The sequence below is a fragment of the Priestia sp. VA7 genome, from assembly GCF_055710015.1.
This window is the reverse complement of sequence record NZ_JBVQPN010000004.1, coordinates 512,007-538,186: the sequence shown is the minus strand read 5'-3', so window position 1 is coordinate 538,186 and position 26,180 is coordinate 512,007. Positions and strand designations below refer to the sequence as shown.

Annotated in this window: 26 protein-coding genes and 1 riboswitch; of the genes, 5 read left to right on the top strand and 21 right to left on the bottom strand. The window is 37.9% G+C overall.

The window, feature by feature from the left end; translation table 11 throughout:
- Positions 1 to 203 precede the first annotated feature (203 nt).
- Positions 204 to 473, bottom strand: coding sequence for a hypothetical protein (locus AC0C45_RS20575; RefSeq protein WP_472928684.1), 270 nt, complete (start codon positions 471 to 473; stop codon positions 204 to 206).
- Positions 474 to 977: 504 nt separating this feature from the next.
- Between AC0C45_RS20575 and AC0C45_RS20570 the strand changes: the two genes are divergently transcribed.
- On the top strand, positions 978 to 2,096 hold the full coding sequence (locus AC0C45_RS20570) for a GerAB/ArcD/ProY family transporter (RefSeq protein ID WP_237894010.1): 1,119 nt from the start codon (positions 978 to 980) through the stop codon (positions 2,094 to 2,096).
- Entirely contained in the window at positions 2,089 to 2,430 is a 342-nt protein-coding gene (locus AC0C45_RS20565) for an Asp23/Gls24 family envelope stress response protein (protein WP_047932113.1), read from the top strand. Before AC0C45_RS20570 ends, AC0C45_RS20565 begins: the two co-directional genes overlap by 8 nt.
- A gap of 26 nt (positions 2,431 to 2,456) precedes the next feature.
- Here the strand turns inward: AC0C45_RS20565 and AC0C45_RS20560 are convergent, their stop codons facing one another.
- The 10 genes from AC0C45_RS20560 to AC0C45_RS20515 form a co-directional block, all read right to left on the bottom strand.
- The gene (locus AC0C45_RS20560; RefSeq protein WP_047932114.1) at positions 2,457 to 3,791 is read right to left on the bottom strand and encodes an FAD-dependent oxidoreductase; all 1,335 of its coding nucleotides are present in this window, start codon (positions 3,789 to 3,791) and stop codon (positions 2,457 to 2,459) included.
- A 298-nt stretch (positions 3,792 to 4,089) separates the two neighbouring features.
- On the bottom strand, positions 4,090 to 4,470 hold the full coding sequence (locus tag AC0C45_RS20555) for a YrvL family regulatory protein (RefSeq protein WP_472928681.1): 381 nt from the start codon (positions 4,468 to 4,470) through the stop codon (positions 4,090 to 4,092).
- 83 nt (positions 4,471 to 4,553) lie between these two features.
- Complete coding sequence (locus AC0C45_RS20550) at positions 4,554 to 6,635, bottom strand: DNA topoisomerase III (RefSeq protein WP_237894009.1); 2,082 nt, start codon at positions 6,633 to 6,635, stop codon at positions 4,554 to 4,556.
- 127 nt (positions 6,636 to 6,762) lie between these two features.
- Positions 6,763 to 8,415 (bottom strand): DUF2339 domain-containing protein, encoded by a 1,653-nt coding sequence (locus tag AC0C45_RS20545; protein WP_280169078.1) that lies wholly within the window; start codon positions 8,413 to 8,415, stop codon positions 6,763 to 6,765.
- Positions 8,416 to 8,588: 173 nt separating this feature from the next.
- Positions 8,589 to 8,825, bottom strand: coding sequence for a hypothetical protein (locus AC0C45_RS20540; RefSeq protein ID WP_013056931.1), 237 nt, complete (start codon positions 8,823 to 8,825; stop codon positions 8,589 to 8,591).
- A 99-nt stretch (positions 8,826 to 8,924) separates the two neighbouring features.
- Positions 8,925 to 9,368, bottom strand: coding sequence for a hypothetical protein (locus tag AC0C45_RS20535; protein ID WP_034652294.1), 444 nt, complete (start codon positions 9,366 to 9,368; stop codon positions 8,925 to 8,927).
- A 151-nt stretch (positions 9,369 to 9,519) separates the two neighbouring features.
- Positions 9,520 to 10,548 (bottom strand): spore photoproduct lyase, encoded by a 1,029-nt coding sequence (gene splB / locus AC0C45_RS20530; RefSeq protein WP_025752275.1) that lies wholly within the window; start codon positions 10,546 to 10,548, stop codon positions 9,520 to 9,522.
- Between the two features lie 73 nt (positions 10,549 to 10,621).
- Positions 10,622 to 10,837 carry a hypothetical protein gene (locus AC0C45_RS20525; protein ID WP_047932119.1) on the bottom strand — a complete coding sequence of 72 codons (216 nt, stop codon included), beginning with the start codon at positions 10,835 to 10,837 and terminating at the stop codon, positions 10,622 to 10,624.
- A gap of 130 nt (positions 10,838 to 10,967) precedes the next feature.
- Positions 10,968 to 11,216, bottom strand: a complete 249-nt coding sequence (locus AC0C45_RS20520; protein ID WP_016764006.1) for a transcriptional regulator SplA domain-containing protein — start codon at positions 11,214 to 11,216, stop codon at positions 10,968 to 10,970.
- A gap of 85 nt (positions 11,217 to 11,301) precedes the next feature.
- Complete coding sequence (locus AC0C45_RS20515) at positions 11,302 to 12,261, bottom strand: LacI family DNA-binding transcriptional regulator (RefSeq protein ID WP_171777283.1); 960 nt, start codon at positions 12,259 to 12,261, stop codon at positions 11,302 to 11,304.
- Between the two features lie 124 nt (positions 12,262 to 12,385).
- On the opposite strand from AC0C45_RS20515, the gene AC0C45_RS20510 reads away from it, so the two are divergent.
- The gene (locus AC0C45_RS20510; RefSeq protein ID WP_013083044.1) at positions 12,386 to 12,514 is read left to right on the top strand and encodes a hypothetical protein; all 129 of its coding nucleotides are present in this window, start codon (positions 12,386 to 12,388) and stop codon (positions 12,512 to 12,514) included.
- Positions 12,515 to 12,553: 39 nt separating this feature from the next.
- Here AC0C45_RS20510 and AC0C45_RS20505 read toward each other — a convergent pair whose 3' ends face one another.
- The 3 genes from AC0C45_RS20505 to AC0C45_RS20495 form a co-directional block, all read right to left on the bottom strand.
- Complete coding sequence (locus AC0C45_RS20505) at positions 12,554 to 13,864, bottom strand: Na+/H+ antiporter NhaC family protein (protein WP_257063397.1); 1,311 nt, start codon at positions 13,862 to 13,864, stop codon at positions 12,554 to 12,556.
- Between the two features lie 85 nt (positions 13,865 to 13,949).
- Positions 13,950 to 14,056, bottom strand: a riboswitch (SAM riboswitch).
- Positions 14,057 to 14,157: 101 nt separating this feature from the next.
- The gene (locus AC0C45_RS20500; RefSeq protein WP_237894007.1) at positions 14,158 to 14,925 is read right to left on the bottom strand and encodes an ABC transporter permease; all 768 of its coding nucleotides are present in this window, start codon (positions 14,923 to 14,925) and stop codon (positions 14,158 to 14,160) included.
- Positions 14,918 to 15,829 (bottom strand): ABC transporter ATP-binding protein, encoded by a 912-nt coding sequence (locus AC0C45_RS20495; protein ID WP_237894006.1) that lies wholly within the window; start codon positions 15,827 to 15,829, stop codon positions 14,918 to 14,920. The genes AC0C45_RS20500 and AC0C45_RS20495 overlap by 8 nt, the downstream gene beginning before the upstream one ends.
- Before the next feature lie 170 nt (positions 15,830 to 15,999).
- On the opposite strand from AC0C45_RS20495, the gene AC0C45_RS20490 reads away from it, so the two are divergent.
- Entirely contained in the window at positions 16,000 to 16,440 is a 441-nt protein-coding gene (locus AC0C45_RS20490) for a YtoQ family protein (protein ID WP_016764001.1), read from the top strand.
- 161 nt (positions 16,441 to 16,601) lie between these two features.
- On the opposite strand, the gene AC0C45_RS20485 is transcribed toward AC0C45_RS20490, so the two are convergent.
- From AC0C45_RS20485 to AC0C45_RS20475, 3 genes are read right to left on the bottom strand one after another with little or no spacing between them, the layout of a single operon-like run.
- The gene (locus tag AC0C45_RS20485; RefSeq protein ID WP_472928675.1) at positions 16,602 to 17,813 is read right to left on the bottom strand and encodes a Ger(x)C family spore germination protein; all 1,212 of its coding nucleotides are present in this window, start codon (positions 17,811 to 17,813) and stop codon (positions 16,602 to 16,604) included.
- Entirely contained in the window at positions 17,797 to 18,924 is a 1,128-nt protein-coding gene (locus AC0C45_RS20480; RefSeq protein WP_051975603.1) for a spore germination protein, read from the bottom strand. Before AC0C45_RS20480 ends, AC0C45_RS20485 begins: the two co-directional genes overlap by 17 nt.
- A gap of 6 nt (positions 18,925 to 18,930) precedes the next feature.
- Positions 18,931 to 20,508, bottom strand: a complete 1,578-nt coding sequence (locus tag AC0C45_RS20475) for a spore germination protein (protein ID WP_237894004.1) — start codon at positions 20,506 to 20,508, stop codon at positions 18,931 to 18,933.
- A 506-nt stretch (positions 20,509 to 21,014) separates the two neighbouring features.
- Here AC0C45_RS20475 and AC0C45_RS20470 point away from each other — a divergent pair.
- A complete protein-coding gene (locus AC0C45_RS20470; RefSeq protein ID WP_013083037.1) occupies positions 21,015 to 22,634 on the top strand; it encodes an ABC-F family ATP-binding cassette domain-containing protein in 1,620 nt (539 codons plus the stop codon).
- A gap of 36 nt (positions 22,635 to 22,670) precedes the next feature.
- Here the strand turns inward: AC0C45_RS20470 and AC0C45_RS20465 are convergent, their stop codons facing one another.
- From AC0C45_RS20465 to AC0C45_RS20450, 4 genes are all read right to left on the bottom strand, one after another.
- The gene (locus AC0C45_RS20465; RefSeq protein WP_016763998.1) at positions 22,671 to 23,555 is read right to left on the bottom strand and encodes a DMT family transporter; all 885 of its coding nucleotides are present in this window, start codon (positions 23,553 to 23,555) and stop codon (positions 22,671 to 22,673) included.
- Between the two features lie 64 nt (positions 23,556 to 23,619).
- Positions 23,620 to 24,336, bottom strand: a complete 717-nt coding sequence (locus tag AC0C45_RS20460; RefSeq protein WP_257063404.1) for a helix-turn-helix transcriptional regulator — start codon at positions 24,334 to 24,336, stop codon at positions 23,620 to 23,622.
- 27 nt (positions 24,337 to 24,363) lie between these two features.
- On the bottom strand, positions 24,364 to 24,993 hold the full coding sequence (locus AC0C45_RS20455) for an alpha/beta family hydrolase (protein WP_237894002.1): 630 nt from the start codon (positions 24,991 to 24,993) through the stop codon (positions 24,364 to 24,366).
- Positions 24,994 to 25,053: 60 nt separating this feature from the next.
- Complete coding sequence (locus AC0C45_RS20450) at positions 25,054 to 26,064, bottom strand: LLM class flavin-dependent oxidoreductase (protein ID WP_013083033.1); 1,011 nt, start codon at positions 26,062 to 26,064, stop codon at positions 25,054 to 25,056.
- Positions 26,065 to 26,180 lie beyond the last annotated feature (116 nt).

The window sequence follows — 26,180 nt, the reverse complement described above, 5'->3', positions numbered from 1 at the left end:
CCTCCTTAATTAAATTACTACTCTATACCCTTAATGCCCCAAAATATGTATATGTATGGGTGGAAATTTATTTAGCCTTCATTTAGATTAAAAAATGAGCGTAAATACTGCTTACACGACAAAAAAAGCAGAAGTTCATTACCTTCTGCTTTTACAATTTATACTCTCTATTCTGAACCTGCCTAAGTAAAACAGCGGCTCTTTTATTGATTAAGATCGTTCTCCATATCTTTTATATCTTGCTGAAACTCTGTTAAACGCTGACGCTGTGTTTCAGAAGCATTTTCAAGCGCATTCTCAATTTGCTGAGAGGCTTCATTCACTTCACCTATTGCTTGCTTCGCTTCATGGCCGTACGATGCATCATTTTTAGCTTCATTTGCCTGTTCATATGCATCTACTGCTTCTTTATGCCCCTGCTGCGCTGCTTGAAACGATTGTTGTTTACCTTTATTGTATGGGTATTTTTTCATCATAGTGCTCCTTTCCATTTGTTCACTCTTTAGTGTGGCATTTTTCTACTTATTCATACGACGCTTCAATAGGTTAAAGCTAAATGAATATTCCTCATAACAAATCCCTCAATCATATAAGAGCCCTAAAAAATATCTTCTATCTCCTGAAATGCTTTCTATATCTTACAAAAATGTATAATCACTTTCTTTAGCGGACATCATACGAATAGCTTATCTGAACGAAAAAATGTATTGGGGTTGACTGCATGCACTTGTTTCTTTTCTTTTTGATCATTTGTGCAGGGATTATATGGATGGAAACAAAAAGATTACCTCAACACTCTCATAAAAAGGAACGGAACATTTTTATGGTATTCATGACAATCAGTATCATAATCGCTCTTGCAAAAATCTTTCGGCTGCCTTTACCGAATCCTTCTGATTGGGTAGAAGTAATGTTTCAACCTTTAAGTCACTTATTATTCCGTTGGATCACTTAATTAGTGTATATGGCAAAAGGATGTGCTCATTTTGCTTAATGAAATCAATATTTCAGCTGCGCAGTTTCGCAAATTAGTAACTTTATATAGCATCGGAAGCACAATTATTGTTGTACCTGCCGCTATTACAGCTGATGCTCATCAAGATGCCTGGATTGCATCACTCTTCGGCGTAGCATCAGGAATTGGCTTAGTTTTGCTTTTCACCTCACTAGGAAAAATGTTTCCCACGCTTACGCTGATGGAAATGAACGAAAAAATTTTAGGCAAACTATTTGGAAAGATTGTTTCTGCTGTTTTAGTGTTATCTAATTTATTTATCAGCAGTCAAGTTCTTTACTATGTAGGAAATTTTCTTACCACTCAAATCCTTCCCTACACGCCGCTAACAGCCATCCACATTGCATTTATGGGTGTCGTCATCGTAGGAGTACGCCTAGGAATAGAAGTGATTGCACGAAGTGCCGAGATTTTATTTCCTTGGTTTGTCGGATTATTCGGCCTTCTTATTTTGTCTATGATCCCTCAAATTAAAATAGAGCATATTCAGCCTGTGTTGGAAATCCATCCAAAAGCTTTTATTCGTGCTGTTTTAACGTTTTTAAGCATCAGTTCTTTGACTTATACCATTCTGCTTATGATTTTCCCTTCACACACGCCAGACATGAAAAAGGCAACTCAATCTTTTTATGTAGGTAATATAGCCGGTGGACTAGTGATGGTGACGTTAATCTTACTCGGAATTCTAGTACTTGGTCCTTATTACTCCCAAATCACCATGTTTCCAAGCTATGAATTAGGAAGAAGAATTGATGTAGGAAACTTTCTTCAAGGAATTGAAGTAGTCATTGCTATTTTGTGGTTTATTACTCTCTTTTTTAAGCTTTGCATTTACTTTTACGCTACTCTTTTGGGGTTTGCCAATGTATTTCATATAAAGGACTACAAGCTATTTTCTTTTCCAGTCGCGTTCATTATGATTACCCTTTCCCTTATTGTGTATCCAAGCGTTTCTTATCAAAAGGATTGGGATACAAAAACGTGGATTCCCTACAGCTTACTTGTAGGCATCTTATATCCACTTTTCCTTTTAATTGCCGGGTTTATTCAAAATAAAAAGCGGCGTTCTAGCAATGGATAGAAATCCAAAAAACTTTCATAAAGAATGCAACTTCAGTATAAGTGATTATTTTCCAGGAAAATATAACACTAATTATTTTCATGCTTCCATCGCTGGAGTGTGTCAAATTTTTAACATTGCTGAAACCCGTTTTTTAACGTTACCGATGGGATTAATCGTTATGACTTTTTCCATTATTGTTTATCCAAGCATTTTCTATCAAAAAACATGGTTAGCCGAAACGTGGATTCCCTATAGTTTTTTCGTAGGAGCTTTTTATCCTTTTATTCTCCTTACTATAGGCTGGATCTGCTTTAGACCTGCTAAAATAAAAAAAATAATAAAATCCACATAAAAAAAGCAGGTAGTCACCTGCTTTTTTTATGCTTGAAGCGCTTGAAGTCCTGCTTGGTTTAAGAAATGCCAAGGCTTATTAAAATGCGGCTGAAAGAAAAAGTCCATAAAGCCAAGCTCATCGATCGTCATTTCCTGCTGTACACATACAGACAATGTATTGATTGCTTGAGTAGCATCAATTTTAGAAATAACCTGTGCGCCTACAATTCGTCTTGTTTCTTCTTCATATACTACTTTTAACGTAATATTTTCGTACGTTGGCATGAATTCAGGTCGGTTATTCTCTGATATTGTGATACTTTTCACATTCATATCAAAAAGAGAAGCTGCTGTTTCTGTTATGCCGGTAGATGCAACATTGTAATCATAAATATGCAAGCCTGACGTTCCTTGTGTTCCCATGTACTTAATCGTTGGCTTAACAAGGTTTTGAGCTACTAATGTTCCCATTCTAACCGCATTGGTAGCAAGCGGAATATAGGCATGTTTCTTAATCGGATTGTAGTAAATGGCACAGCTATCTCCGGCAGCAAATATATCTTTTTTGCTTGTTTGCATATATTCATCAACCACAATTGCGCCGTTTGGAAGCATATCTACTTGTCCTTTTACTAAGTCTGTATTTGGACGGAAGCCAACACACAGAATAACAAGATCCGCTTCGTATTCGCCAGCAGTTGTCATTACTTTTTCAACAGATCCCTCACTGCCTACAAATTTAGTAACCGCTTGGTTTAATGCTAATTTAACTCCTCGATTTTCAAACTCAGTTTCCATTAAATTCGTAAATTCTGGATCAAGATATTTATTTAAAATGCGATCAGCACTATCAATAAACGTCACTTCTTTTCCATACACTTCGAATGCTTCTACTAACTCTGCACCAATATAGCCCGCACCAATTACGGCTATTTTCTTCGCTTGCTTCGCTTTTTCAATGATGTGATTAGCATGCTGATAGTTTTTACAAAGCACAACATTATTTAAATCGATGCCTTCAAGGTTTGGAATAATCGGCCATGATCCAGTTGTCATCACTAGTTTATCAAATGTATCTTCAAATTCTTTGTTGGTTTCTAAATTTCGTACAGCTATTTTTTTACCATCTGTATCAATATTCGTAACTTCATGTTTCATTTTCATATTTACACCCATCTCTTGCAATTCAGACGGTGAAGAGTAAAATAAGCCCTTTGCATCTTTTACGACCCCGCCTACATAGAGCGCAATTCCACAAGACAAAAATGAAACATTATCATTTCGCTCATAAACTGTAATTTTAGCTTCTGGATAAAGTTCTGCCATATTTTTTACTGCTGCCGTTCCTGCATGTGTACACCCTACTACTGCAATTTTCATAGATGATATCCCCCTTAGGATTATAGAAAATATGATATTGTGAAGTTTTTCACATATATTGTGAAATGTTTCACATATCTTTTACAATTCTTATTATACAAACATGTTTGTCCTTTTTCAAGAGATATGTGAAAAAAATCACATACTTTTTTAAAAAAATATGTTACAGAGTCCTTTAAATAGCGTTGAAGCTTGATATGATGCGCTTTTCTTGCTGATGCGCTGCTGATGAGAAACTTCATCAGCTTGTTTTTTTACGTAGAAATTCACTATCCAATGCACTCTCCATCAAAAAAAATCAGACGGATAAAAGAGTCACCGCTAAAATAGATACAGTGATGCCGCTCACAAGCAAGTCTGCTATATAAACTGATAGAAAAGTAAAAAATATATCCACAAAAGCTGCAGATGTTATAAATAGTACTCTATTCAGTCTGGCATTCTTCATTAAAAAAATGAGTGCCTTTGAAAAAAGCTCTGTGATAGAGCCAAATACAAAAATTAAAAATAGAAATAAACATATGGCCCAGTAGGACTCATATTCCACTCCCATTACTTTAAGGAAGCCTATAAAACCAAAAAAATAGCTTACCATTAGTATCGCTAAAATGATTAGTACCATCGCTCCTACTATAAAGAACGCGATTAAACGATCCATTCCCCTGCTTTTTCTTTTCATTGTTCCACTCCACCTTACTTACTCATCACTTAATCCATATTATACGAAAAAAGTGCGATACCGTGGTATCGCACTTTTCTACATTATTTATCTTTTTTATCTTGAAGGGCTTGTTTTAAAGCATCACCCAAGCTTGAACCAAATGCTCCGTCATCATTGTATTTGTTAAGAAGCTTTCGTTCTTCTCGTTTCGAAATCTTTTTCTTTTTGTCCTCAGCTTTCTCCACTACTTGACATGAACGACATTGGAAGTACGTACCCGCTTTTCCTGAGTGAATTTCCATTCGCTTATGACACTGTGGGCAGCGTCGATTTGATAGTTTAGGGTCTTTTGCGCGTCTATAGCTGCACTCAAGACTTGAACAAACGAGCACCCTTCCTTGCTTTGTTTTCTTTTCTTTCAAGAAAGAACCGCATTCCGGACATTTAGAGCCCGTTAAATTATGAGGTTTGTACGTTTGATTACTTGTTTTGACTTGCTTAACTAGCTTTTCTGTTTGTTCGCGAATATTTGTTAAGAACTCTTTTGCATTTCCTTTTCCTTTAGCAATTGCTTCTAAGTCACGTTCCCACTTAGCCGTAAGCTCAGGCGACTTTAACTCATCTGCTACTAGGTCAATCAGCTGCTTCCCTTTTTTGGTTGCGTGCAGACGATTGTTTTGGCGATCAATGGATTCATTCTGCAGAAGTTTTTCAATAATATCTGCACGTGTTGCCGGGGTACCTAAATTATGTTTTTCCATTTGTCCAAGAAGATCCGCTTCTGTATAGCGCTGCGGCGGCTCTGTAAATGCACTTTTCATCGTTACATCTTGAATAAGCAGCTTGCTGCCTTCTTCCATATCAGGCAGCTTCACCGTTGCTTCTGAGTCTCCACTAGAAACTTTTTTGAAGCCTGCATTCACGACTTGCTTTCCGCTTGCTACTAACTGTTCCCCGTTTACTTCAAGCTCTGCTTTAACCACTTCATACTCATATGCAGGATAAAATAATGAAATAAATCGCTTTGCAATTAAGTCATACAGCTTTCGTTCATCAGCTGATAGGTCCTGTAAAAACACAGGCTGATCTGTCACGATAATAGCATGGTGATCACTTACTTTTTCGTTATTAACCACTCGCTTTGGCAGCTGTGCATTTCTTAAAATTGGACGAACCTCTTCTTTATATACAGCAGAGATGCTTTCCAAACGCTCTTTCATAGTAGAAACCATATCTGTTGTTAAATAACGGGAATCAGTACGTGGATATGTGACTAACTTATGCTGTTCATATAGCTTTTGAAGTACATTTAATGTCTTCTTAGCAGAGAAATTAAAGCGTTTGTTAGCATCCCGCTGCAGTTCGTTTAAGTCATAAGGAAGCGGCTGCGCTTCTTTATGCATTTTGCGCTTAATTGTTTTTACAACTGCTTCGCCTGATAATTTTGAGTGCAGCTCTTTTGCGCGTTTTTCATCAAAAATGCGCTTTTCATTGCCCTTTTGCCAAGGTGCTTCAAAAGATGAAAACTGAGCTGTAAGCGTCCAATATTCACTAGGTTTGAATGTATTGATTACCTGTTCACGCTCAATTATCATCGCAAGGGTCGGTGTTTGGACCCTTCCTGCCGATAATGGTTCTTCGTATTTAGTCGTTAACGCTCTCGTTACGTTTAAACCGATAAGCCAATCAGCTTCTGAACGGCAAACCGCTGAGTCATACAAGCGGTTAAACTCTTTTCCTGGTTTTAACTGTTTAAACCCATCACGAATTGCTTTATCCGTTTGAGACGAAATCCAAAGGCGTTTAAACGGCTTGTTCCAGCGTACCTTTTCCATAATCCAGCGGGCTACAAGCTCTCCTTCACGCCCGGCATCAGTCGCAATAATTAACTCTCCAATATCCTTTCTTTTTGCTAGATCGGATACTGTGCGAAACTGAGAGCTCACTTTACGAATTACTTTCAATTTCATTTTCTCAGGCATGATTGGCAGATCTTCTAATCGCCATGTTTTATATTGGTTATCATAATCCTCTGGTGTTTGTAATTCAACTAAATGACCAAGTGCCCATGTTACGACATACTTTGGCCCTTCAATATACCCTTTTTTTGTTTGTGTGCTGCCAAGTACGCGCGCAAGATCACGTGCTACACTTGGCTTTTCTGCTAATACAAGTGATTTCATTTTATGTATACCTCCAATTCACTTGTTCCATTATACATGATTGTATACCTTTTGTACGACTTCAGGATTAAGTTTACATAACAAGATTATAATAAATAAAGCTAAAGAATTTCTCTTCAGCTTCTAGCTACTTCTTTTTATAAAATAGGCGTGAAATAATTAGACCGATAGCTCCTAAGACGATAAATAACAAGGCCCTTATAGCCATTGGGATAAAAGGTAAATCATATAAAACGAGTTTAAAAAGTGTTAAGAACAAAATGCCCACGCCGACATACGTTGCTGTTTTAAACGTTTTAAGTGATCCTATAATGAATGCAGCAATGGACAGCACTAGCCAAACGGCCGTCATAATAAGCGTTTGTGTATTAGCGGAAAGATCAGTGGTTCCAGCGACCGTCACTTCCGTTGCAAAAATTAAAGAAAGAATAGAAAAAACAATACTTCCTCCAATTTTGAACGTATCATGCTCATCTTTTTCTGTTTTTTGAATGCTGATCCATATAAATACTAGAATAGATGCTAACACAACAAGCCAATTTAATGTCGGAAGAGACAGCACTTGTTCGATTGGTGTAACTAAGATATACGTTGCGCTCAGTATATAAATCGTATAAGAAAACAGTTGATGAAGAAGATTTTTGTACGTCATGGCGATATAGTAAACCGCAAGCCCTTGAATCACATATAAAATCACTCCTTCTCTTAAATCGACGAGCTGATGAATAAAAAACGCTACTGCAACAATTAAATAGGTGATAAAAAATTCAAATTTCTCTTTAGAACTTCTAACTGCGTAAGCACCTAATACGTAAATAATAACTAACGCAAGCAGCACCAGTGTAGTCGTACCATCGTCAAAAACGGCGAGCAGCCAGCCGTACGTAACTGCCAAACTCGCTAAAAGGGTAAACGCATATATTTGCAGTACGGACTTTGATAGAAAAAAACTAGAAAGTAAGCATAAATGCTGAATAAGAATCGCCATACCTAATAACCCTTTTACATCATTATCACCAACAAACGAATAGTAAATCAGTAGGGTAAGATTTAATAGTACCGCCGAAAGTACATATAAAATAGAATATTTTTGTTTGACTGCCACATATAAAAAGGCTATATACAGAAACGTTTCATAGCCGATGAAAACAAGCGCATTAGGCGAATTACTTTCAATAAGAAACGGAACTAGTACGCCTCCCACGGCGCTAATAATACCTAGCGCCTGCGAACGATAAAAGACTGTTGCTGCAATTCCTAAGATGATCCAAGTCGCATTTAGCATAAAAGCCAGCGTTGGTCCTGCTAAATGGTATAGGCTATGCATGGCAAACGTCGTTAACATGAGAATAGGAATAGCTCCTCCTACAAGTACTTGCCCGAGCACCAGCCTGCTCTTTTTAATTTGAAAATGACCTGTCACAGCAAAACCTATCGAAAGCACAAAGCCGAGAACAACTTTTGCTTTTTCATTCATTAACCCATAGTCAGAGGCTGCTTTAAATCCCCATAGCACGCCAATGATAAATACAAAAATAAAAATTCTCGGCAGCCATGTTTGAAAAAGAACTTTTTCCCAATCAACAGGCTCTTCTATTGCCTGTGAGCTTTTAGCTGCTGTTTGAGCAGGACGTTTAGTCGTCTCCTGGCGCTGCTTGGGAGGAGCGTGAACTGCTGGTCTTGGAGAATTTGTTTTATATACGAGCGACTTTAGCTTGGCTACGTCTTCTTCTAAACTGCTTATTTTTCGTTCAAGTTCTTCTATTCTTTCTTTTTCCATTTTCTCTCACCCTTTCTCTTTAAAGTATTTGTGATGTTTATATGTATATCTAACAGAACTTAACTATTATACCATTAAAAGGGATATCACTTAGAAACATTCTATTTTTAGCAAAAAAAAATACAGCGCCCTTTTCAAAAGAAAAGTTCGTTGTATAGGAGGTGCTGCATTTTTTATGTCACTTTCTCGCTGTATGTACTATGAAATCCCGCTTCGATGTGGGCTACTTGAAAACTATGGTGACCAATTAAATATTTAACAATATCCACACGGTCAATTTTACCGGGCTTATTGTTCATTGCTTCTCGCACCATAGATTGAAATGTTTCTTTGCAAAACTTCTTTTCATGAAGCAGAATCGTTTCACAATACTCTTCATGGTCTCCCTCTGAAATACGATAATAATGCATTTCTTTCACCCCTTTTTAATGTTATATCTATTACATACCCCAAATATTGCTATTTTAACAAATTAATTTTATTATTCTTTATTTTCCCATGTATATGGTTTATAGGGCAACGTTTCGAAACTCGTCGTTATAAATGCTAATTTGAAGCCGCTGAGAAAAACGTTCTTGTTCGATATATGTTTCAGGCATTAATCCAACAGGATATACCTTAGGGTTTTCGCCACTTCCTAATATGTATACATACATCTTTCCTTCGCTTGTATATCGAACCTTCGTCGAAATGCCCCCTTGCCCTTGAAGAGGCGCATACACAGCTCTTACATTATCTCTTATTTCTTGTACAAATCCATGCAGTTCAATATCAGAATCATAATAATGGTTTGCTTCATACAAGCCGTAAATACGAGACTTATCGATATCACATAATATGTTCCAAAATTCAGATAAATCTTCTTGAAACAACACTTGAATAAAATTTCGTGCAGCTTCTTGCTGTTCTTTTGTTAATTCTTTTGTTAGCGCAAACTCTTCATTTTTTAACATCTCAGTCACCTCCCTTATGTATGTAATACGACAAGAGATACAAATAACCTCTTTTTTCAGCTTATTAGCAACCAATTTATTTTTTACGTTAAAAATTAAAAAGCTATCTCGACTAAGATGTCAAAATAACTTTTTAATTACTGTAGAATAATTACGTAAAGTACTCGATTTTTGCATTCGGAAAATACTGATCAATGTAATATTCCAACGTCTCTCTTAATTCTTGTTCTTCATCTTTTGCGTATACATACTTTCCAATTCCGTAACGCCCCCACTTGTAGCGGCGCTCTTCTTCATTCATCTCAAGCTTTGTTTTCGGATAGTTTTTCTCAATCACCCGTTTGGCTGGCTTGGTAAAGCGATGCTGAATCATTTCAAATGTAATATCATCTCTTGACTCTTCAGGTATAGAAGCATCAAGCTTTTCAAACAACTGACGATACCCTTCCTGCCAACCTTCATGAATGTAAATAGGCGCCACAATAAAGCCAAGTGGATATCCAGCTTTTGCAACTTTATTAGCAGCCTCAATCCGGTAATCAAGAGGGGATGTACCGGGTTCAAAGTTTTTTATAACATAATCCGCATTTATGCTAAAGCGAAAGCGCGTGCGGCCATTATGCTTAGCATCCAATAAATGATCCACGTGATGAAACTTAGTCACAAAGCGCAGTTGACCTAGTTCACTTTCCCCAAAATATTCAATCGCGCGCTTTAATGAATGTGTTAAATGGTCAATTCCTACGATATCAGATGTACAAGCCGCTTCAAATCGCGTTATTTGAGGGGCTCTTTCCTGCATATATTGCTCTGCTTGACCTAATATTTCTTCAACATTCACGTACGTACGAATATATGGTTTGCTTCCCATTGTTGTCTGTAAATAACAATAGTGACAGTGCCCCATACACCCTGTTGCAAATGGTATTGCATATTCAGCTGACGGTTTAGATGTATCAAATTTCAATGTTTTACGCACGCCAACTACTAAAGTCGACTTGGCATTGCGGTATTTTTGCAAATCATTTTTTCCCGGTATATTACGGACTTGATTATGAGAAGTTGTTTGACGAATCTCAATTCCCATCTTCTCAAATTTTTCTTTTAATTGAACACCAAGCGGGTACTCCATTGCCCCTGGCTCAATATATACTAATTGAGGTACAAAAGGTTTTATCATCATGTACACTTCCTTTTTTCTAATACCAATAGCGTTTGAAAAATAAAAAGACTCTATCCTTGGTAATTATTTTTCACACAAAAAGAGATGGAAACATAATGAAATGAATCCAATCTAAAAACGAACAATAGGGATAAATGAGCCGAACTGCTTGTTCCACCGCTATTGATTTCCGTGCAAGGCTTCGCTTTCCCCGGGCGTCTGATGAGCCTCCTCGTCGCTTACGCTCCTGCATGGTCTCATCTATTCCGCTTATCCCGCAGGAGTCTCCGCCTTGCTCTCCAATCAACTACTAGAAACACCTACATACATGAAATTTGCGTTCACCATGATCATAAAAAAACACGAACTATTCATCCATTTTTGATAGATAGTTCGTGTTTATCTTTAACTACACTACTTTTGTCTTAGCCTCTGCATCAGTCATATTGTTCATAATCAAATATCTTATTATACATTTTTTCAGCTTCTTCATACGTTGAATACACGGCATCATCTTCAGCTAACAAATGGTAAGACTCATGCAGAAACAGCGCTTTTTCACCTTTGTTTTCAGGGTGTTCAACAATTTCAGCCTGATTAATATTCGCAACGTTTGCCGTATGAGGATTTCGGTAAATAACAAATACTTGATCTCCCACTTGATATTCTTTTTTCTCCACGATCATCATCCTTTTCTTCTTTCTTTACTCGTATGATGTCCGCTTTTGCTCATTTTATCCGGTAAAAACACCTGATGGCATCATCAAGAATTCATACGCTTTTACGCTCAATAAACCGAAAAGGGAGCTCAATTTTCTGAGGAACCTTGCTTCCCACTAATGTAAAAAGCGTTTCTCCCATTTCCTTAAGAGGAAGTTCGATCGTTGTTATTTGTAAATAAGAAGAAAGCGGATGATTATCAAAACCAATGATAGCTAATTCACCAGGAACTGAAATACCCGCTTGTTCGCACTGAGCTTTTATTCCGATAGCGACTTGATCGTTTGTTACTAAAAGCGCCTGAGGCCGATTTTTCATCTGCACTAGTTTTTCAACCACTTTTTCACCATCTGTCACGTTCAAACAGCCTTGAAAAACCCATTCCGGATGATAAGGCTGATTTATTCTTTCTACATATTCTTTGTATGCTTGTTGCCGCTGTTGACTATTCGTACCCGTCATTCTTCCAATACAGTAGCCAATATCCGTATATCCTTTTTCTTTTAAATACAGGAGCGCCTGCTTAAAAGCTGCATAATGATCAACGTATACGGAGCGAATAGAAGGATTCTGTACGTTTTCGCACACGGCTATCGGACCGTACTGCTGATAATATTCAATCGTGCTCCAGCTGCTTGCTCTAGAACAAATAATCACTCCATCAACTTGCTTTGTTTTTAGCATATGAAGCGCTTCTTCTTCTTTTTTTACATCATAGTTCGTCTGACAAATAACAAGCTGATACTGCTTTTCTAACGCCTGAGATGCCACTCCTTCTAAAAGCAGACTAAAATACGGATGATTAATAAAAGGCAAGACGACGGCAATCATATTTGTTTTCCCTTTTGATAAGTGAACGGCATTAATGTTTTGTTCATAATTAAGTTCGTGAATAACCTGCTCTACCAGCCGGCGTTTCTCTTCTTTTACATACGGATGATGATTTAGCACCCGGGATACAGTCGAAACAGATACACCAGCTTTTTTTGCGATATCTCGGATATTTGTCATGTTTTCACCTTTTTCTCTTGCGCTGAAACGCGTTTCATACTTTATTCTCATTATAAAGTGAAACAGCAAGAAGCTAAACCCGTTACCATCGTGTTTTTACTCATTTACGTAAGGAGGTCATTTCATGGGTATTTTATTATTCATTTTATTATGCGGAATTGAAATTGGAGGAGCGGCTTATGCACTTAAGCAGAACGAGACGCTTTGGAAGGAGTTAGATGATGAAAAGCCGACTGATTTTTTCAAACAGTAAAAAACCCTTAAAAAGAACATTCTTTTTAAGGGTTTGATATTACGCAGCTTCTTTAGATGACTTTGACTTTTTATTTAAACGAGGAAATCCAATTACAATTGCAATGATCCCGCAAACCGCTGTTAACATTGGGTAGAATGTAAATGGAATAATCTCAATCGGTGAAACTTTAGCAAATCCTGCTGCGAGAAGCATTTGTGCGCCGTAAGGGATAAGCCCTTGAACACTGCATGAAAACAAGTCAAGCAGACTGGCTGATTTACGGTTATCAATTGAATACTTATCAGAGATTTCTTTTGCTAGCGGACCTGCCGTAATAATTGAAATCGTGTTATTAGCCGTTGCTAAATTTGTTAAACTTACCAGTCCAGCGATGCTGAATTCTCCGCCTTTTTTCGTTTGGATACGTCGTGTTAATAAGTTCAATAAGAACTGAATACCGCCATTATAGCGAATAAGCTCAACCATTCCGCCGATTAGCAGAGATAAAATAATTAACTCTGACATTCCGCCAATACCTTCTGTCACAGTTTTAGCAAGAGAAGAAAGCGTGTAGCTTCCGTCAGCTAATCCGATCACGCCGGCCAATACAATTCCTCCGGTTAAAATACTTAATACGTTTGCACCAAATATTGCAGCGACTAAGACGCCCACATAAGGTAAGATTTTAAACCAGCTGAAGTCTTTAATTTCTACTGATGACGTGTTGCCTAGCGTCATTACAAGCAATAAAATTACCGTAACAATCGCTGCAGGAAGTACAATAAAAAAGTTCACTTTTAATTTATCTGACATATTTGTTTTTTGCGTACGAACTGCTGCAATAGTCGTATCAGAGATTACGGATAAATTATCTCCAAACATTGCACCACCAACAACGGCAGCAATTGCCAATGTAATGGATACATGCGCTTGCTCACTGATCCCTACAGCGATAGGTCCTAGCGCTGCGATTGTTCCCATTGACGTTCCCATCGAAATTGAAATGAATGCGCCAATAACAAAGATTCCGACTACCACTAAGCTTTGCGGAAGCACAGACAGAGCTAAGTTTACCGTTGAATCAACAGCTCCCATGCCTTTAGCCACTTGAGAAAAAGCACCTGCTAAAATAAAAATAAGCACCATAATAATGATATCAGGATGTCCTGCTCCTTTAGCAAAACGTTCCACTTTTACATTAAGTGAATCTTTGCGGTTCATAACCAGCGCCACAATGGCTGCAATGATAATGGCTACTAATACAGGCAGCTTATAAAAATCTCCCGTTATAATTCCTGATCCGACAAACAGGACTAAAAAGACGCCCAGCGGTAACAGCGCCCAGCCGTTTCCTTTTTGTTGTTCCATTCTTAACACCTCTTGTTTACGTAATAAAAAAAGACCTCTTCTTATTGATAAGAAGAGGTCTCTTATTTGTATCATAAGATTACCCTTCTCATCTTCCAAACGAAACATCGTCTGCTGGATTTGGCACCGCACTGCGTACAGCCAGTTGCCGAGACATCATAGGGCCAGTCCCTCCGTCTCTCTTGATAAGAAGTTTATAGTTGTTTTAAAAATAGTCTTTCACTACTGTAAGCTCTTTTTATTTAATTGTCAAATGCTATTTTAGAAAAATATATAGTGCGAAAATTCTCACATCAATTAGCTACGTCTCGTTTCAAAAACGCTGCCCATGCCACGCCCATAAAGAAGACAAAATGCGCCACCAAGATGAAAATGGAAAATGGAATTGTCATGCCGTCAAACATCGTCTTCATTCCGTCCATATACTGCACAAAGTTCGTGTTGGCGAACAGTAAAAATTTCCCCCACCATAAACCAAACTGTGATACTAGTCCTGTTACAGCTTTCGCCCCGATACTTACGACAATAGCCAGACTGGAAGCAAGCGCGCTGTTTCTAAATAAAGACGACAGCATGAATGCGAACGTCATCATCATAAACGTTTCCATATACGCACTGTCATACGTAAGCGTAATATTTTTAAGCAGCTGCGCATCTCCTTCTAGACTGGTAAATCCAAAGAACAAGGCTCCCCATACAAACGAAAAAAGCAAATAGCTCAGTAAATAATACAAGCTAATTAAAATGAGGGTTAGGTACTTGGATGCTAAAATCGTTGAACGTCTAGCAGGGCGAATTAAAAGAAGCTTAATGGTACCTGCCTCAAACTCTTTTGCAACCATTGCCCCTCCAACAGCAAGAGCGAAAAATTGAACGAGAATCAGCATACCTGAACTAAATGACAGGAAGTTCAAAATGTTGTCTTCTGTCCCTGCACTGTTTGCTACTTTTTTCATTAATAGAGCCATACAAAGAGTTAAAATACCGATGGTAATAAACGTGACTTTTGTGCTTCTTTTGTAAAACCATTTCATATGTTCATTTTGAATTAGCTTAAGCATGGTGCTCTCCTTCCGTAACGGACATAAACGAATCTTCAAGCGTCTCATACACAGGAGTGATTCGGTAGACTAAAATATCGCTGTCCACTAATTTTCTATTTACAGCTGGAATTTGTTCTTTTACAATCGCCACGTCGATAATATGTGATCTCATCGTTACTTCAAATTCTTGTGATAAAAGAGCCGCTGCTTTTTGCGCGTCAGACACCTCAAATTCTACGTACATTCCTTGGTCTTGACGATTTGGAGATAGATCTTGAATGGCTTTTAACTCACCGTCTTGAATAATGCCAACGCGGTCACATAATGCTTCTACCTCTTTTAATAAGTGGCTCGCGATTAAGATTGAAATTCCTTCTTCCCTGCAAAGCGTTTGTAAATATGTACGAAATTCTCTCATTCCCGCTGGGTCTAGACCATTTGTTGGTTCGTCTAGTAAAAGCAATGCAGGCTTATGTAAAATGGCTTGAGCTACTCCTAAACGCTGTCTCATCCCAAGAGAATACGTCTTCACTTTTGCATGAATGCTGTTTTCAAGCTTTACTAAAGCAATCACTTCATCCAAGCGTTCTGATGTGATCCCTTCATGCATATTCGCAAAGTGTTTTAAATTTTGATAGCCCGTCAGATAATCATAAAACTCAGGGTTTTCAATAATCGCTCCAATTGATTTCATAGCTGAAGTAAACTGTTCTTTTAAAGGAAACCCATTGACGGTAATTGTTCCCTTTGTTTCTTTAATGAGTCCTACTACGGTACGAATTAGCGTTGTTTTTCCAGAGCCGTTCGGACCAAGCAATCCGAAAATCTCACCGCGCTCAACCGATAAGGATACATCATGCAAAATGGTTTTCTTCCCAATTACTTTACTGACATGATCTACTTGTAGCACTGTTTCTGTCATCAGGTACATCCTTTCTTTAATTAGCAATACGCTTTCTATTGTTTCTCTTTTTTAACTATTTGTCTACTATAACCTTATTTTTGGAAAAGTAGCCCATTCAAATCATTCGTATTATCCGCTTACATTTGATAAAATAAAACAAATCTTAGTTAGAGGAGGACTTCTACATAATGAACTTAACCGTATACCTTGCCGGGCAAATTCATGATAACTGGCGAGACGAAATTAAAAACCAAGCGGAACAATTAAACCTTCCCCTTACCTTTGTCGGTCCCATGACAGACCATGACCGCTCCGACAACATTGGAGAAGAAATTTTAGGAAAACAGCCTAACGCTGTCTTAAAAGATGAAGCTGCTTCTCAAATTAATAATTTACGCACGCAGGTGCTCCTTAAAAAATCTGATGTGGTCATTGCTTTATTTGGTGAAAAATACAAGCAGTGGAACAGCTCAATGGATGCAGCGACAGCCATCGCATTAGATAAACCGCTAATTTTGGTTCGCCCCGAAAAACTGCACCACCCTCTTAAAGAACTGGCAAACAAAGCGCAAGTTGTAGTGGAAACGCCAGAACAGGCTCTTCAAGCACTAGCTTATATTTTTGAATAACAACGAATAAGAGCTGTCGAAAATCGGCAGCTCTTATTTGTTGTTTATTGAAGGCTCCGTACGAAGCATGCGATGAGTATTTCGTGGGAAGTCTGAGATTATTATTTTTTTGGGTTTTTTTCATTTTTGACATAACGATAAGCAAAGTTACAGTCGGGTGCTTACTTTTTTGACCCGGATGCTCCATAATCTTTAATCGTTAATTTCACATCATAGTTAATTGGCACTTCACTAAATGTTTGATCCCAATTTTCTTTGACCCTCATCCATGTTCTAGGGTGCTTAATTCTCAATTGATTTCCGAAACCTGCAACATCAACTTTATATTTTGTTTGCATTTTTTCTAGTGCGTTTGTTACCAGGTACTTTACTTTTTTTTCTGAAGTTTTTTGCGCATTCTGTAAAAATTGATTATTAAAAGCGCTCCCTGAGGTCATCCAACTTTCAGATAGCCTTCCCACTGATTCAATGTGTACATCAAAAGAGATATTATCTCCTTTAACATGGGGTTGAATGTGACTTTTCATAGACTCTATTTCATATACAATCAGCTGACCGGTCTTTTTATCAAAGCTTTTCACTAGGCCACCTTTTCCTTTGCCTGTGATCCAAGCTAAACCATCTAGTTCTTCTTCATTCAAAAAACCAATCATTTTGCTTGTTTCCCCTTTAATTATACCAGCACCCACAAATTTGATTTCTCCATTTGCTGATAATACATTTTGCATCAGAAAACTAGACCCAGTTTGAATCTTGCTTGCTAATTTAATAAGCGGCATGGGCGGTAAAATTCGCGTTGTTCGATAAGTATTGTCCATCATTCCATACAGGTGAAAAGCCGGGATCTCTCCCGCTGTTTTAGATTCTAACGTGTCGCTAGCTCTTCCTTTGCTAATAAACACAAGGCAACTAGGTCTAAAATCATTGTCCCGAAGAGTTTGGTCCACTAATTGTTCTAAACTATACGCTCGTGCAAGGGCCTCACTGATAACCATTACTTTCATATGAGGACTAGTTAAAGGAGTGTCACTTCTTAAAGATAATTCACGAAGCATTTGAAAAGGAGAATCTCCTGTTTCCGAGATATTTACGTAAGATTTTTGCTGCGGTCCTCCTTGTTTAGTCGTTGAACTTGCGACTTGAGGAGTGATAAGTTGGTAAGTTGACGTAATCAGGTTCTTTTTAGTATACCCTTCTCCTTGTTCATCAAATTCTTTTTCAGCTATGGACTCCTTACCTTTATCATAAGCCACACCCACTCCAAAACTTTGCTCTTCAATTTCATGACTGCTCCAGCAGCCTGCCAGAGGTAAGAGCAAAAAAACAGAAAACAAAACCAATAGGAACTGGAAATGGTTAAAGGTTTGTTTCATACTTTACTCCCTTTACTTTTGAAATAATGAGAAGAAGCAGCGGCAAAAAGCCAAATAAAACTAAGGCGATATTGCCAATCACATCTCCCAATTTAAATACATCATTAATATTTTTAGGAATCATGGAAATAAGATATATAACCGGAAGCAAACCATACATAAATGGATGAATGTTTTTTTGGAAAAGCTGAGACAGTCCTAATGAAGCGGCGTAATGGTTAATAGTAAAAGAAGCAAACATCTGCATGATCCATACAACTAGCAGCAAGGAATCAAATCGTTCAAAAATCAAGCCTGTCAGCTCAAAACTCCTTATTAAATCAAGCGTTGGCCATGTTCTTATTACTACTCCATCAATCGATAACGCTCCAATAACCATTACAACAGTAATCACATAAATAAATATAGGAATAGTAATTCCAACTAGCACAGCTTTTCCTGCTTTGTGTGGTTCTTTCATAAAAGCTAAAATGATTAACATAATTTCAGGACCCGTAAATGCAAGAGCAGTTGTTTTTACTCCTTTTAGTACAGGAAGGACTCCTGATCCAAGTACTGGGCGCAGATTATCTATTTCAAATATTTTCATACTCATAAAAGCTACCAGTAAAAAAAGAATAACGGTAATAGGGAATATAATTTCAAACAGTCGAGCGATCGAATTAATGCCTCCTCTAATTAAATAGAGGCTTATCCACATAAATGGCATAATAATAGCCCACGTCGGCGTTCCTTCCAGCAAGAGATATCCGGTTACTTCTGCCAATGAACGGGCATGAAAACCACCAAGCAGTAAAAAATAACCTATCATAAGTAAGCTAATTAACTTACTCAACCATTTCCCTGTAATTTCTTTACTGTATTGATAAAACGTCTTTCCAGGGAATTTCCGGCTTAACTTCACCATGATTATCCCTGCTATCATAGTGACTATTCCTCCTAGAATAACAGTTAACCACACATCTGGTGTTTTCACTTGTTCCGCAGCTGTTCGCGGCAACGTCAGAATACCAGTTCCAAGTATAAAATTGATGACAATAATAGCTGTTTGTGGCGTCGTAATACGATCGTTTGAATTTATCATTACCACTGATTCACTTCCTTTTATCATAAGCTGCTATCCTTTTCGTAGAGAATCTTTGGTGTGCATCATCTTTGGACGTCTTTTCATCATCATAAGAGGCATACGGACCATCAAGTCTTTCCATTCACTTAAACGATAGGGTACCGCTGGACTCATGTAAGATACGCCAAAACTTTTTAGTTTCACTAAATGACTGGTCATAAAAAGGAAAAATAAAACAACGCCGTATAATCCAAGTATGGCAGCACATAGCATAGCTATGAAGCGAAGAATACGCAATGAAATCCCGACGCTATATTGCGGAATAGCAAACGATGAAATGGCAGTTAACGCTACAATAATCACTAAAATAGGGCTAACAATCCCTGCCTGCACAGCAGCTTCTCCAATAATTAATCCACCGACAATTCCCATTGCTGGACCAATTGGTTTTGGTAACCTGAGTCCAGCTTCTCTCAAGATTTCGATAGCTATTTCCATGAATAAGGCTTCTATAAGGGCTGGAAATGGCACTCCAGACTTTGTTCCTATAATGGAAATAGCCAATTTAGTCGGAATCATCCCTGGGTGAAACGAAATAAACGCAATATACAAAGCCGGTGTAAAAAGGGAAAGAACTACTGCAATATAACGAAGAAAACGAATGAATGTACCGGGAATCCACCTTTCATAATAATCTTCCGGCGACTGTAGCATCATGCTAAACGTAACGGGGGCAATCAAAGCAAAAGGCGTCCCGTCTAATAAAATGGCTACTCTCCCTTCCATCAAAGCAGCAATTACACGATCGGGACGCTCCGTATTCTGTACTTGAGGAAAGGGACTAAGGTAATTATCTTCAATGAGTTGTTCAACATATCCAGACTCCGGTACATTATCAAGATCAATTTTTTTAATTCGTTTTTCTACTTCTTCAACTAGTTCTGGATCAACAATCTCCTTTATGTAAGCAACAACTAAGTCTTTTTTGGAACGCTTTCCTACTTGAAATTTCACCAGCGACAAATTTTCAATATCTCCGCTTCCTCTTAATAAAGAAGTATTATCACTTAACGATTCAGTGAAGCCTACTCTTGGCCCTCTCACTAATGCTTCTGATACGGGCTCTTCAATCGTCCTTGTTTTTACTTTGCTTGTACCAAGAATTAAGGCAAGTGATAACCCGTCAATTAAAAGAGCCGTAGATCCTGTTAAGACTTTTGATATTACTTCTTTAATAGAATGGACCTCTTCTACATCACTAATTGATAATACTTGGCTTTTAATACACTTTTTTGAAAGGCTTCCCTTTACATAAAGCTGATCCTGTTGATATTCTTTTGAAAAATCAGCCATCAATGATGACAAAATATGTTTTTCAATAAGATCTTTATCTGAGAGCCCCTCTACAAAAATAATAGCTGCCTGAATGCCGGTGCGTCCTATAATAAACTCACGAAAATGAACATCGGAATTATGACCAATTTCATTTTTAATTACTTCTAGAGTTAAAGCTAAATGATCCGTAACATGATTAGATGAATCTTGGTGTATAGATTCCTTTTTGTTTTCCTTCTCGTTCGCATGGTTGCCTATTTTTTTCACTGCCGATTTCCATTTTTTCACTTCCATCACTCTTCCTCTGAATTACGAATCCCGCTTAATAATTTGTAGCTTATATATGGGATGAAAAAAACCAGAACTGCTTGTATAAAAACTGGCCCTTCTGGAAGATAGGAAACAACTAATTTCCACATGATAATCACCCTATTTATGTCTATGTCAAACCAATTTTAGAAATAAGCACCCGTAAAATATCAGTGTTTACTTCATAAAAATTCTTTTATTTACCAGGTAGTATTATTCTTCTTTTTGTTTCTTATACAAAGGAATACAACATCCATCTTAAAAATGAAAAAGAGCTGATTACTGAAGGATTATACATGCTGGTTTGCCGCTCAATGTTTTGGTGAATGCTAGAATAATTAAAGTTTTACCGCTCAAAAATTCCCTTAAATGGTTGACGAGTGCTTAAAGTGTCGGTTACACTTTATGTTTGAAATATTGTATTCATATCGCTCTTATCTCAAAAGAATGGTATAATTTTATAGATATTGAATTTGGAGGACTGCTCATACATGATTACAGTTAGTAATGTAAGTTTACGATTTGGCGACCGAAAGTTATTTGAAGATGTGAATATTAAATTCACGCCTGGTAACTGTTATGGATTAATCGGCGCAAACGGTGCTGGAAAATCAACGTTTTTAAAAATTTTATCTGGTGAAATTGAATCTCAAACTGGTGATGTACATATGGGCCCTGGCGAACGCCTTGCTGTCTTAAAACAAAACCACTTCGAATATGAAGATCAAGAAGTTATGAAAACCGTTATTATGGGGCACGCTCGCCTTTATGAAGTAATGCAAGAAAAAGATGCTATTTATATGAAAGCAGACTTTACAGATGAAGACGGAATGAAAGCAGCTGAGCTTGAAGGTGAATTTGCTGAATTAAACGGTTGGGAAGCAGAATCAGAAGCAGCTATTCTTTTAAAAGGATTAGGTATTTCTGAAGATCTTCACGCCAAAAAAATGGCTGAACTAACGGGTAGTGAAAAAGTAAAAGTGCTTCTTGCACAAGCTTTATTCGGAAAACCTGATGTATTACTTTTAGATGAGCCTACGAATAACTTGGATATTCAAGCAATTCAATGGTTAGAAGAGTTCTTAATTAACTTTGAAAACACAGTCATTGTTGTATCTCATGACCGTCACTTCTTAAACAAAGTATGTACGCACATTGCTGACCTTGACTTCAGTAAAATCCAAGTCTACGTTGGTAACTATGATTTCTGGTATGAATCAAGTCAATTAGCACAAAAAATGGCGTCAGATGCGAACAAGAAAAAAGAAGAAAAAATTAAAGAGCTTCAAGCCTTTATCGCTCGCTTTAGCGCAAATGCATCGAAATCAAAACAAGCAACGTCTCGTAAAAAATTGCTTGATAAAATTTCATTAGATGACATCCGCCCTTCTTCTCGTCGCTATCCGTACGTGAACTTCACTCCGGAACGTGAGATTGGAAATGACGTTCTTCGTGTTGAAGGTCTAACAAAAACAATTGACGGCGTAAAAGTGCTTGATAACGTAAGCTTTATTATGAATAAAGATGACAAAATCGCTCTTGTAGGCCGCAACGAACTTGCAAATTCAACATTAATGAAGATTTTAATGGGTGAAATGGAAGCGGACAGCGGTACGTACAAATGGGGTGTGACAACGTCTCAAGCCTTTTTCCCAAAAGACAACTCCGAGTACTTTGAAAACGGAGATTTAAATTTAGTAGACTGGCTGCGTCAGTATTCACCTAATGACCAAAGCGAAAGCTTCTTACGCGGTTTCTTAGGCAGAATGCTATTCTCTGGTGAAGAAGTGTTGAAAAAAGCCAACGTTCTTTCCGGAGGAGAAAAAGTTCGCTGTATGCTTTCTAAAATGATGCTAAGCGGTTCAAACGTTCTTTTACTAGACGATCCTACGAATCACCTTGACTTAGAATCAATCACAGCACTAAACAATGGACTTATCAGCTACAAAGGTTCAATGATTTTCACATCTCATGACCATCAGTTCGTTGAAACGATTGCAAATCGTGTAATTGAAATTACGCCAAACGGAGTAATTGACAAGCAAATGACGTATGATGAGTATTTAGAAGACAGCAACCTGCAAAAACAAGTAGCTAGCATGTACGCTTAATAAGAAATCCCCTTTCTCTAGAGAAAGGGGATTTTTTTATATACGCACCTCTTGATTTAGCGATGATTTCGGAGAATACGTTAAAAACGCTAAGCTAGCAAATACTAGTGCTGCTCCACATATGTTCACCAAGGTTAGAGATTCTCCTAAGAAAAAGACGCCAAGTAAAAAAGCGGTAACGGGCTCTGCTAACGATAACGTCACGGCGGTAGACGCATGCACCGACTTAAGCGCTGTAGAAAATAATACATAAGCAAGAGCCGTCGTAAGTATTCCTAAGTGAAGAGCAATGCCCATTCCATTTAAAGAAATTAGCCAGCTCATATCATACATAAACCAGCATGGGATTAGTAGAACAGCAGCGGCTGTGAACACAAGAGAAGCGCCTACTTGCGGATCAACATGCTGAACAATTTTTTTATTAACAGTCGTATAGCAAGCAAAAGACGCCCCTGCTCCTATCGCCATACCTAAACCTATCACGTCGATTTGACTATCTTTTTTTAACAACAAGCTGCAGCACCCTATAATACCCGTAAACGTAGCAAGCAACCACTTTTTTGTAGGTTTCTTGCGGTACACTATGTAATCTAACACTCCTGACAAAAGCGGCGCACTCCCAATTGCCACCATTGTTCCTACTGCAACACCCGTTTTGATAACGGCTGAAAAAAACAGCGGCTGATAAGCGGCCATACTTGCTGCAGCAACCGTAAGGGGCAGAATAGGAAGGTTTCTTACGTCCACTTTCTTTTTTTGAATAAGACAAGCTGCAAGAAGCGATAGTCCCCCTACAGCTAAACGCACCGCTCCAATTGCCACGGAATGTGCTTCAGCAGATGCTAAAGCTTGGGCAGTCCCTGTTGTTCCCCATAGTACAGCTGCACATAAAATAAGTATTTTTGATAATGAAGTATTCATATTTCCATCTCCTTTCTTTTATCATAGCTAAAAGAAAGAAAAAAGTTTTTCCGCTTTTATGATATTATTTGTCTGTTTTTAAGATATTTCGATATTGCGTGGGTGAGACTCCTTCTTGTTTTGCAAACCATTTAGTGAATGAAGACAAGCTGTGATAGCCGACTTCGTGTGCAATATACGTTATCGAATAGCTGCACTCTTTTAACAATTCTTTTGCTTTATTTAAACGTATACGCGCTACATAGCTTTGAGGCGAATAGCTCGTTTTTTGTTTAAACCAAGCAGAAAAATAGGCAGGATGGTAATTTTCCATCTTGGCAAGACTTTCTATGTTTAGCTCTTGATTAAAGTTAGCATGAAGATAATCAATGGATTTAAACGTTTGTTTCTTTGGCAAATAATGCTGAACGTAACGGACTAAATCTTCAAGCGCCCCTCTGTCAGTGCTTTTTTGAAGCCCCTCAAGTAAAAGGTAGCGAATTGCTTTCCATGTTGAATCCCATTGAATAAAAGCGGCTTGTTGAGCAAGATGCGCACTTTCTGTAAATTTCAACGGAATATCAACGACCAGACATTCATTTGTATTTTTAGCTTGATACGTATGAAGCTGACGAGGTGGAATGTAAAAGCATCCTTCTTGCAGCGTTAAGTGCTGCTCACTTGCTTGAATATCAAGAGCACCTGCTAGCGGAAACAAAAGCTGACTGTAGTTATGATCATGAGTATGAGGTGAATAGCTGTAGGCTCTTTTTTCGCAAATAATTTCACGTAGCGTATCCATTTTGTACTCCTTTCCTTATTTCCTATCTCACAGAACCTGTTCTATGCCATTCAAAACGGTTTCCAGCGCCTTTAACGATTCCGTAGGATTATACAAAACGTCCAATGAATGATCGGCATTTTTAATCACTTGAACATTCATTGTGTTTGTTTTTAATTGATAAACTTCTTTAGTATAATAGTGATCGCGAGTTCCTATTACAAGAAGACCTTTATAAGTGCTTTCTAGTAAACTTTTAAACAGTTCCGATCTGGTTAAAAGAGGCGTCAGTAAAAGCATCACTGCATCTTTGTAGACTTCATCTTTCATAACCCGCTGAATCAGCGGAATGGTGCCCAGCGATTTTCCTGCAAATATGATATTTTTATAGTCATTATGAGATAAAGCGTCTTGCAGCACGAGATCAATGTCTTTCATCATAACATCTGCAATCTCATCTGTAGACTTTGTCATGAGCTCTTTTGGATATGTATAGTGAATATGAACAACGTCAATTCCGTGTTTTAGCATCAGCATCGTTACATAATACAATAGCGGCTTTTCGTACGTATAGCCTAGCCCTGAAAACATAAAGCAAATGCGAGGCCCTCCTGTTTTAATATGTGTATAGGTAATCTTATTAGTTTGGTTGCTTACACTTTTTTGATCTACGTGCATGTCACTCCTCCTTTTTAAATATTCTAACATTTAATTCCGTAAAAAAACCCCATCTTTTTCTTAAAAAAATGAGGGTTGAGGAAATAGCTCTGCAAGCAGTTCATAAGACTTCTTTTTTGCTTCATAATCATGGATATTTGTAATAATTAAAAATTCGTCGTTATCGTATTTTTGCTGCAGCCCGATTAATCCTTGTTTTACTTCAGCTGGATTTCCTACGATCATACGAGGACGATTGGTGCTTATTTTTTTGAGCTCTTCTTCTGAATAAGAACGATTATGCACTTCTTCTATCGATGAAACTGTTGTATCTCCGCCTTTAGCTACTTTCAACAGCCAATCATCTAACGTTTTAGCGTGTTCCTCAGCTTCTTCTGTTGTTTCTGCACATACTACAAATACGCATACGTTGGTTTTAGGCTTTGATTGATACGAAGAAGGGATAAATTCTTGTTTATAATGACGAATGGCTTCTTGTCCTCCAACTGAATAAATAAAGTGTCCAAACGTAAAAGAGATGCCCAGTTCAGCAGCTGATCTCGCTCCTCTTTTATTAATACCAAGATGCCACAGTTCTGGCTTTGTTTCGCTCAGCGGATAAGCCGTCACGCCGTAATACGGATGATCCGACGGCAAATTATGCTCAAGATGTCCTTTTAACGCTTGAATTTGCCGCGGAAATTCATTGAGGCTTTTACGAACTCCATCTGTCAGCGCTAGCCGGGTAAGCGCATCTCCTCCCGGTGACCGTCCAAGACCTAAGTCAATTCGATTCGGAAACAGATTTTCAAGCAGCTGAGCATCTTCTGCTACTTTATACGGACTGTATTGAGGAAGAAGGACTCCTCCAGATCCAATTCGGATCCGGCTCGTTTGAGAAGCTAAGTGCGTCATTAATAGTGTCGGAGATGAACCCGCAAGACCATTCGTATTATGATGTTCCGCTACCCAAAAGCGATGGTAGCCCAACTCTTCCGTTAATTCAGCCAGCTCTATCGTGCGTTTCAACGCTTCCTTTGGTGTTGATCCGCTTGAAACAGGAGACTGATCCAATACGCTTAGCTTAATCATAGGTGATTCTTCCTTTCGGTTTTCAATTTCTATTGTCTCTATTGTAGAAGAAAAATATGAATTCGTCTTGAAATTTGCTTCACGCTCATAGAAAAAGCAAACGCGAATTAGCGTTT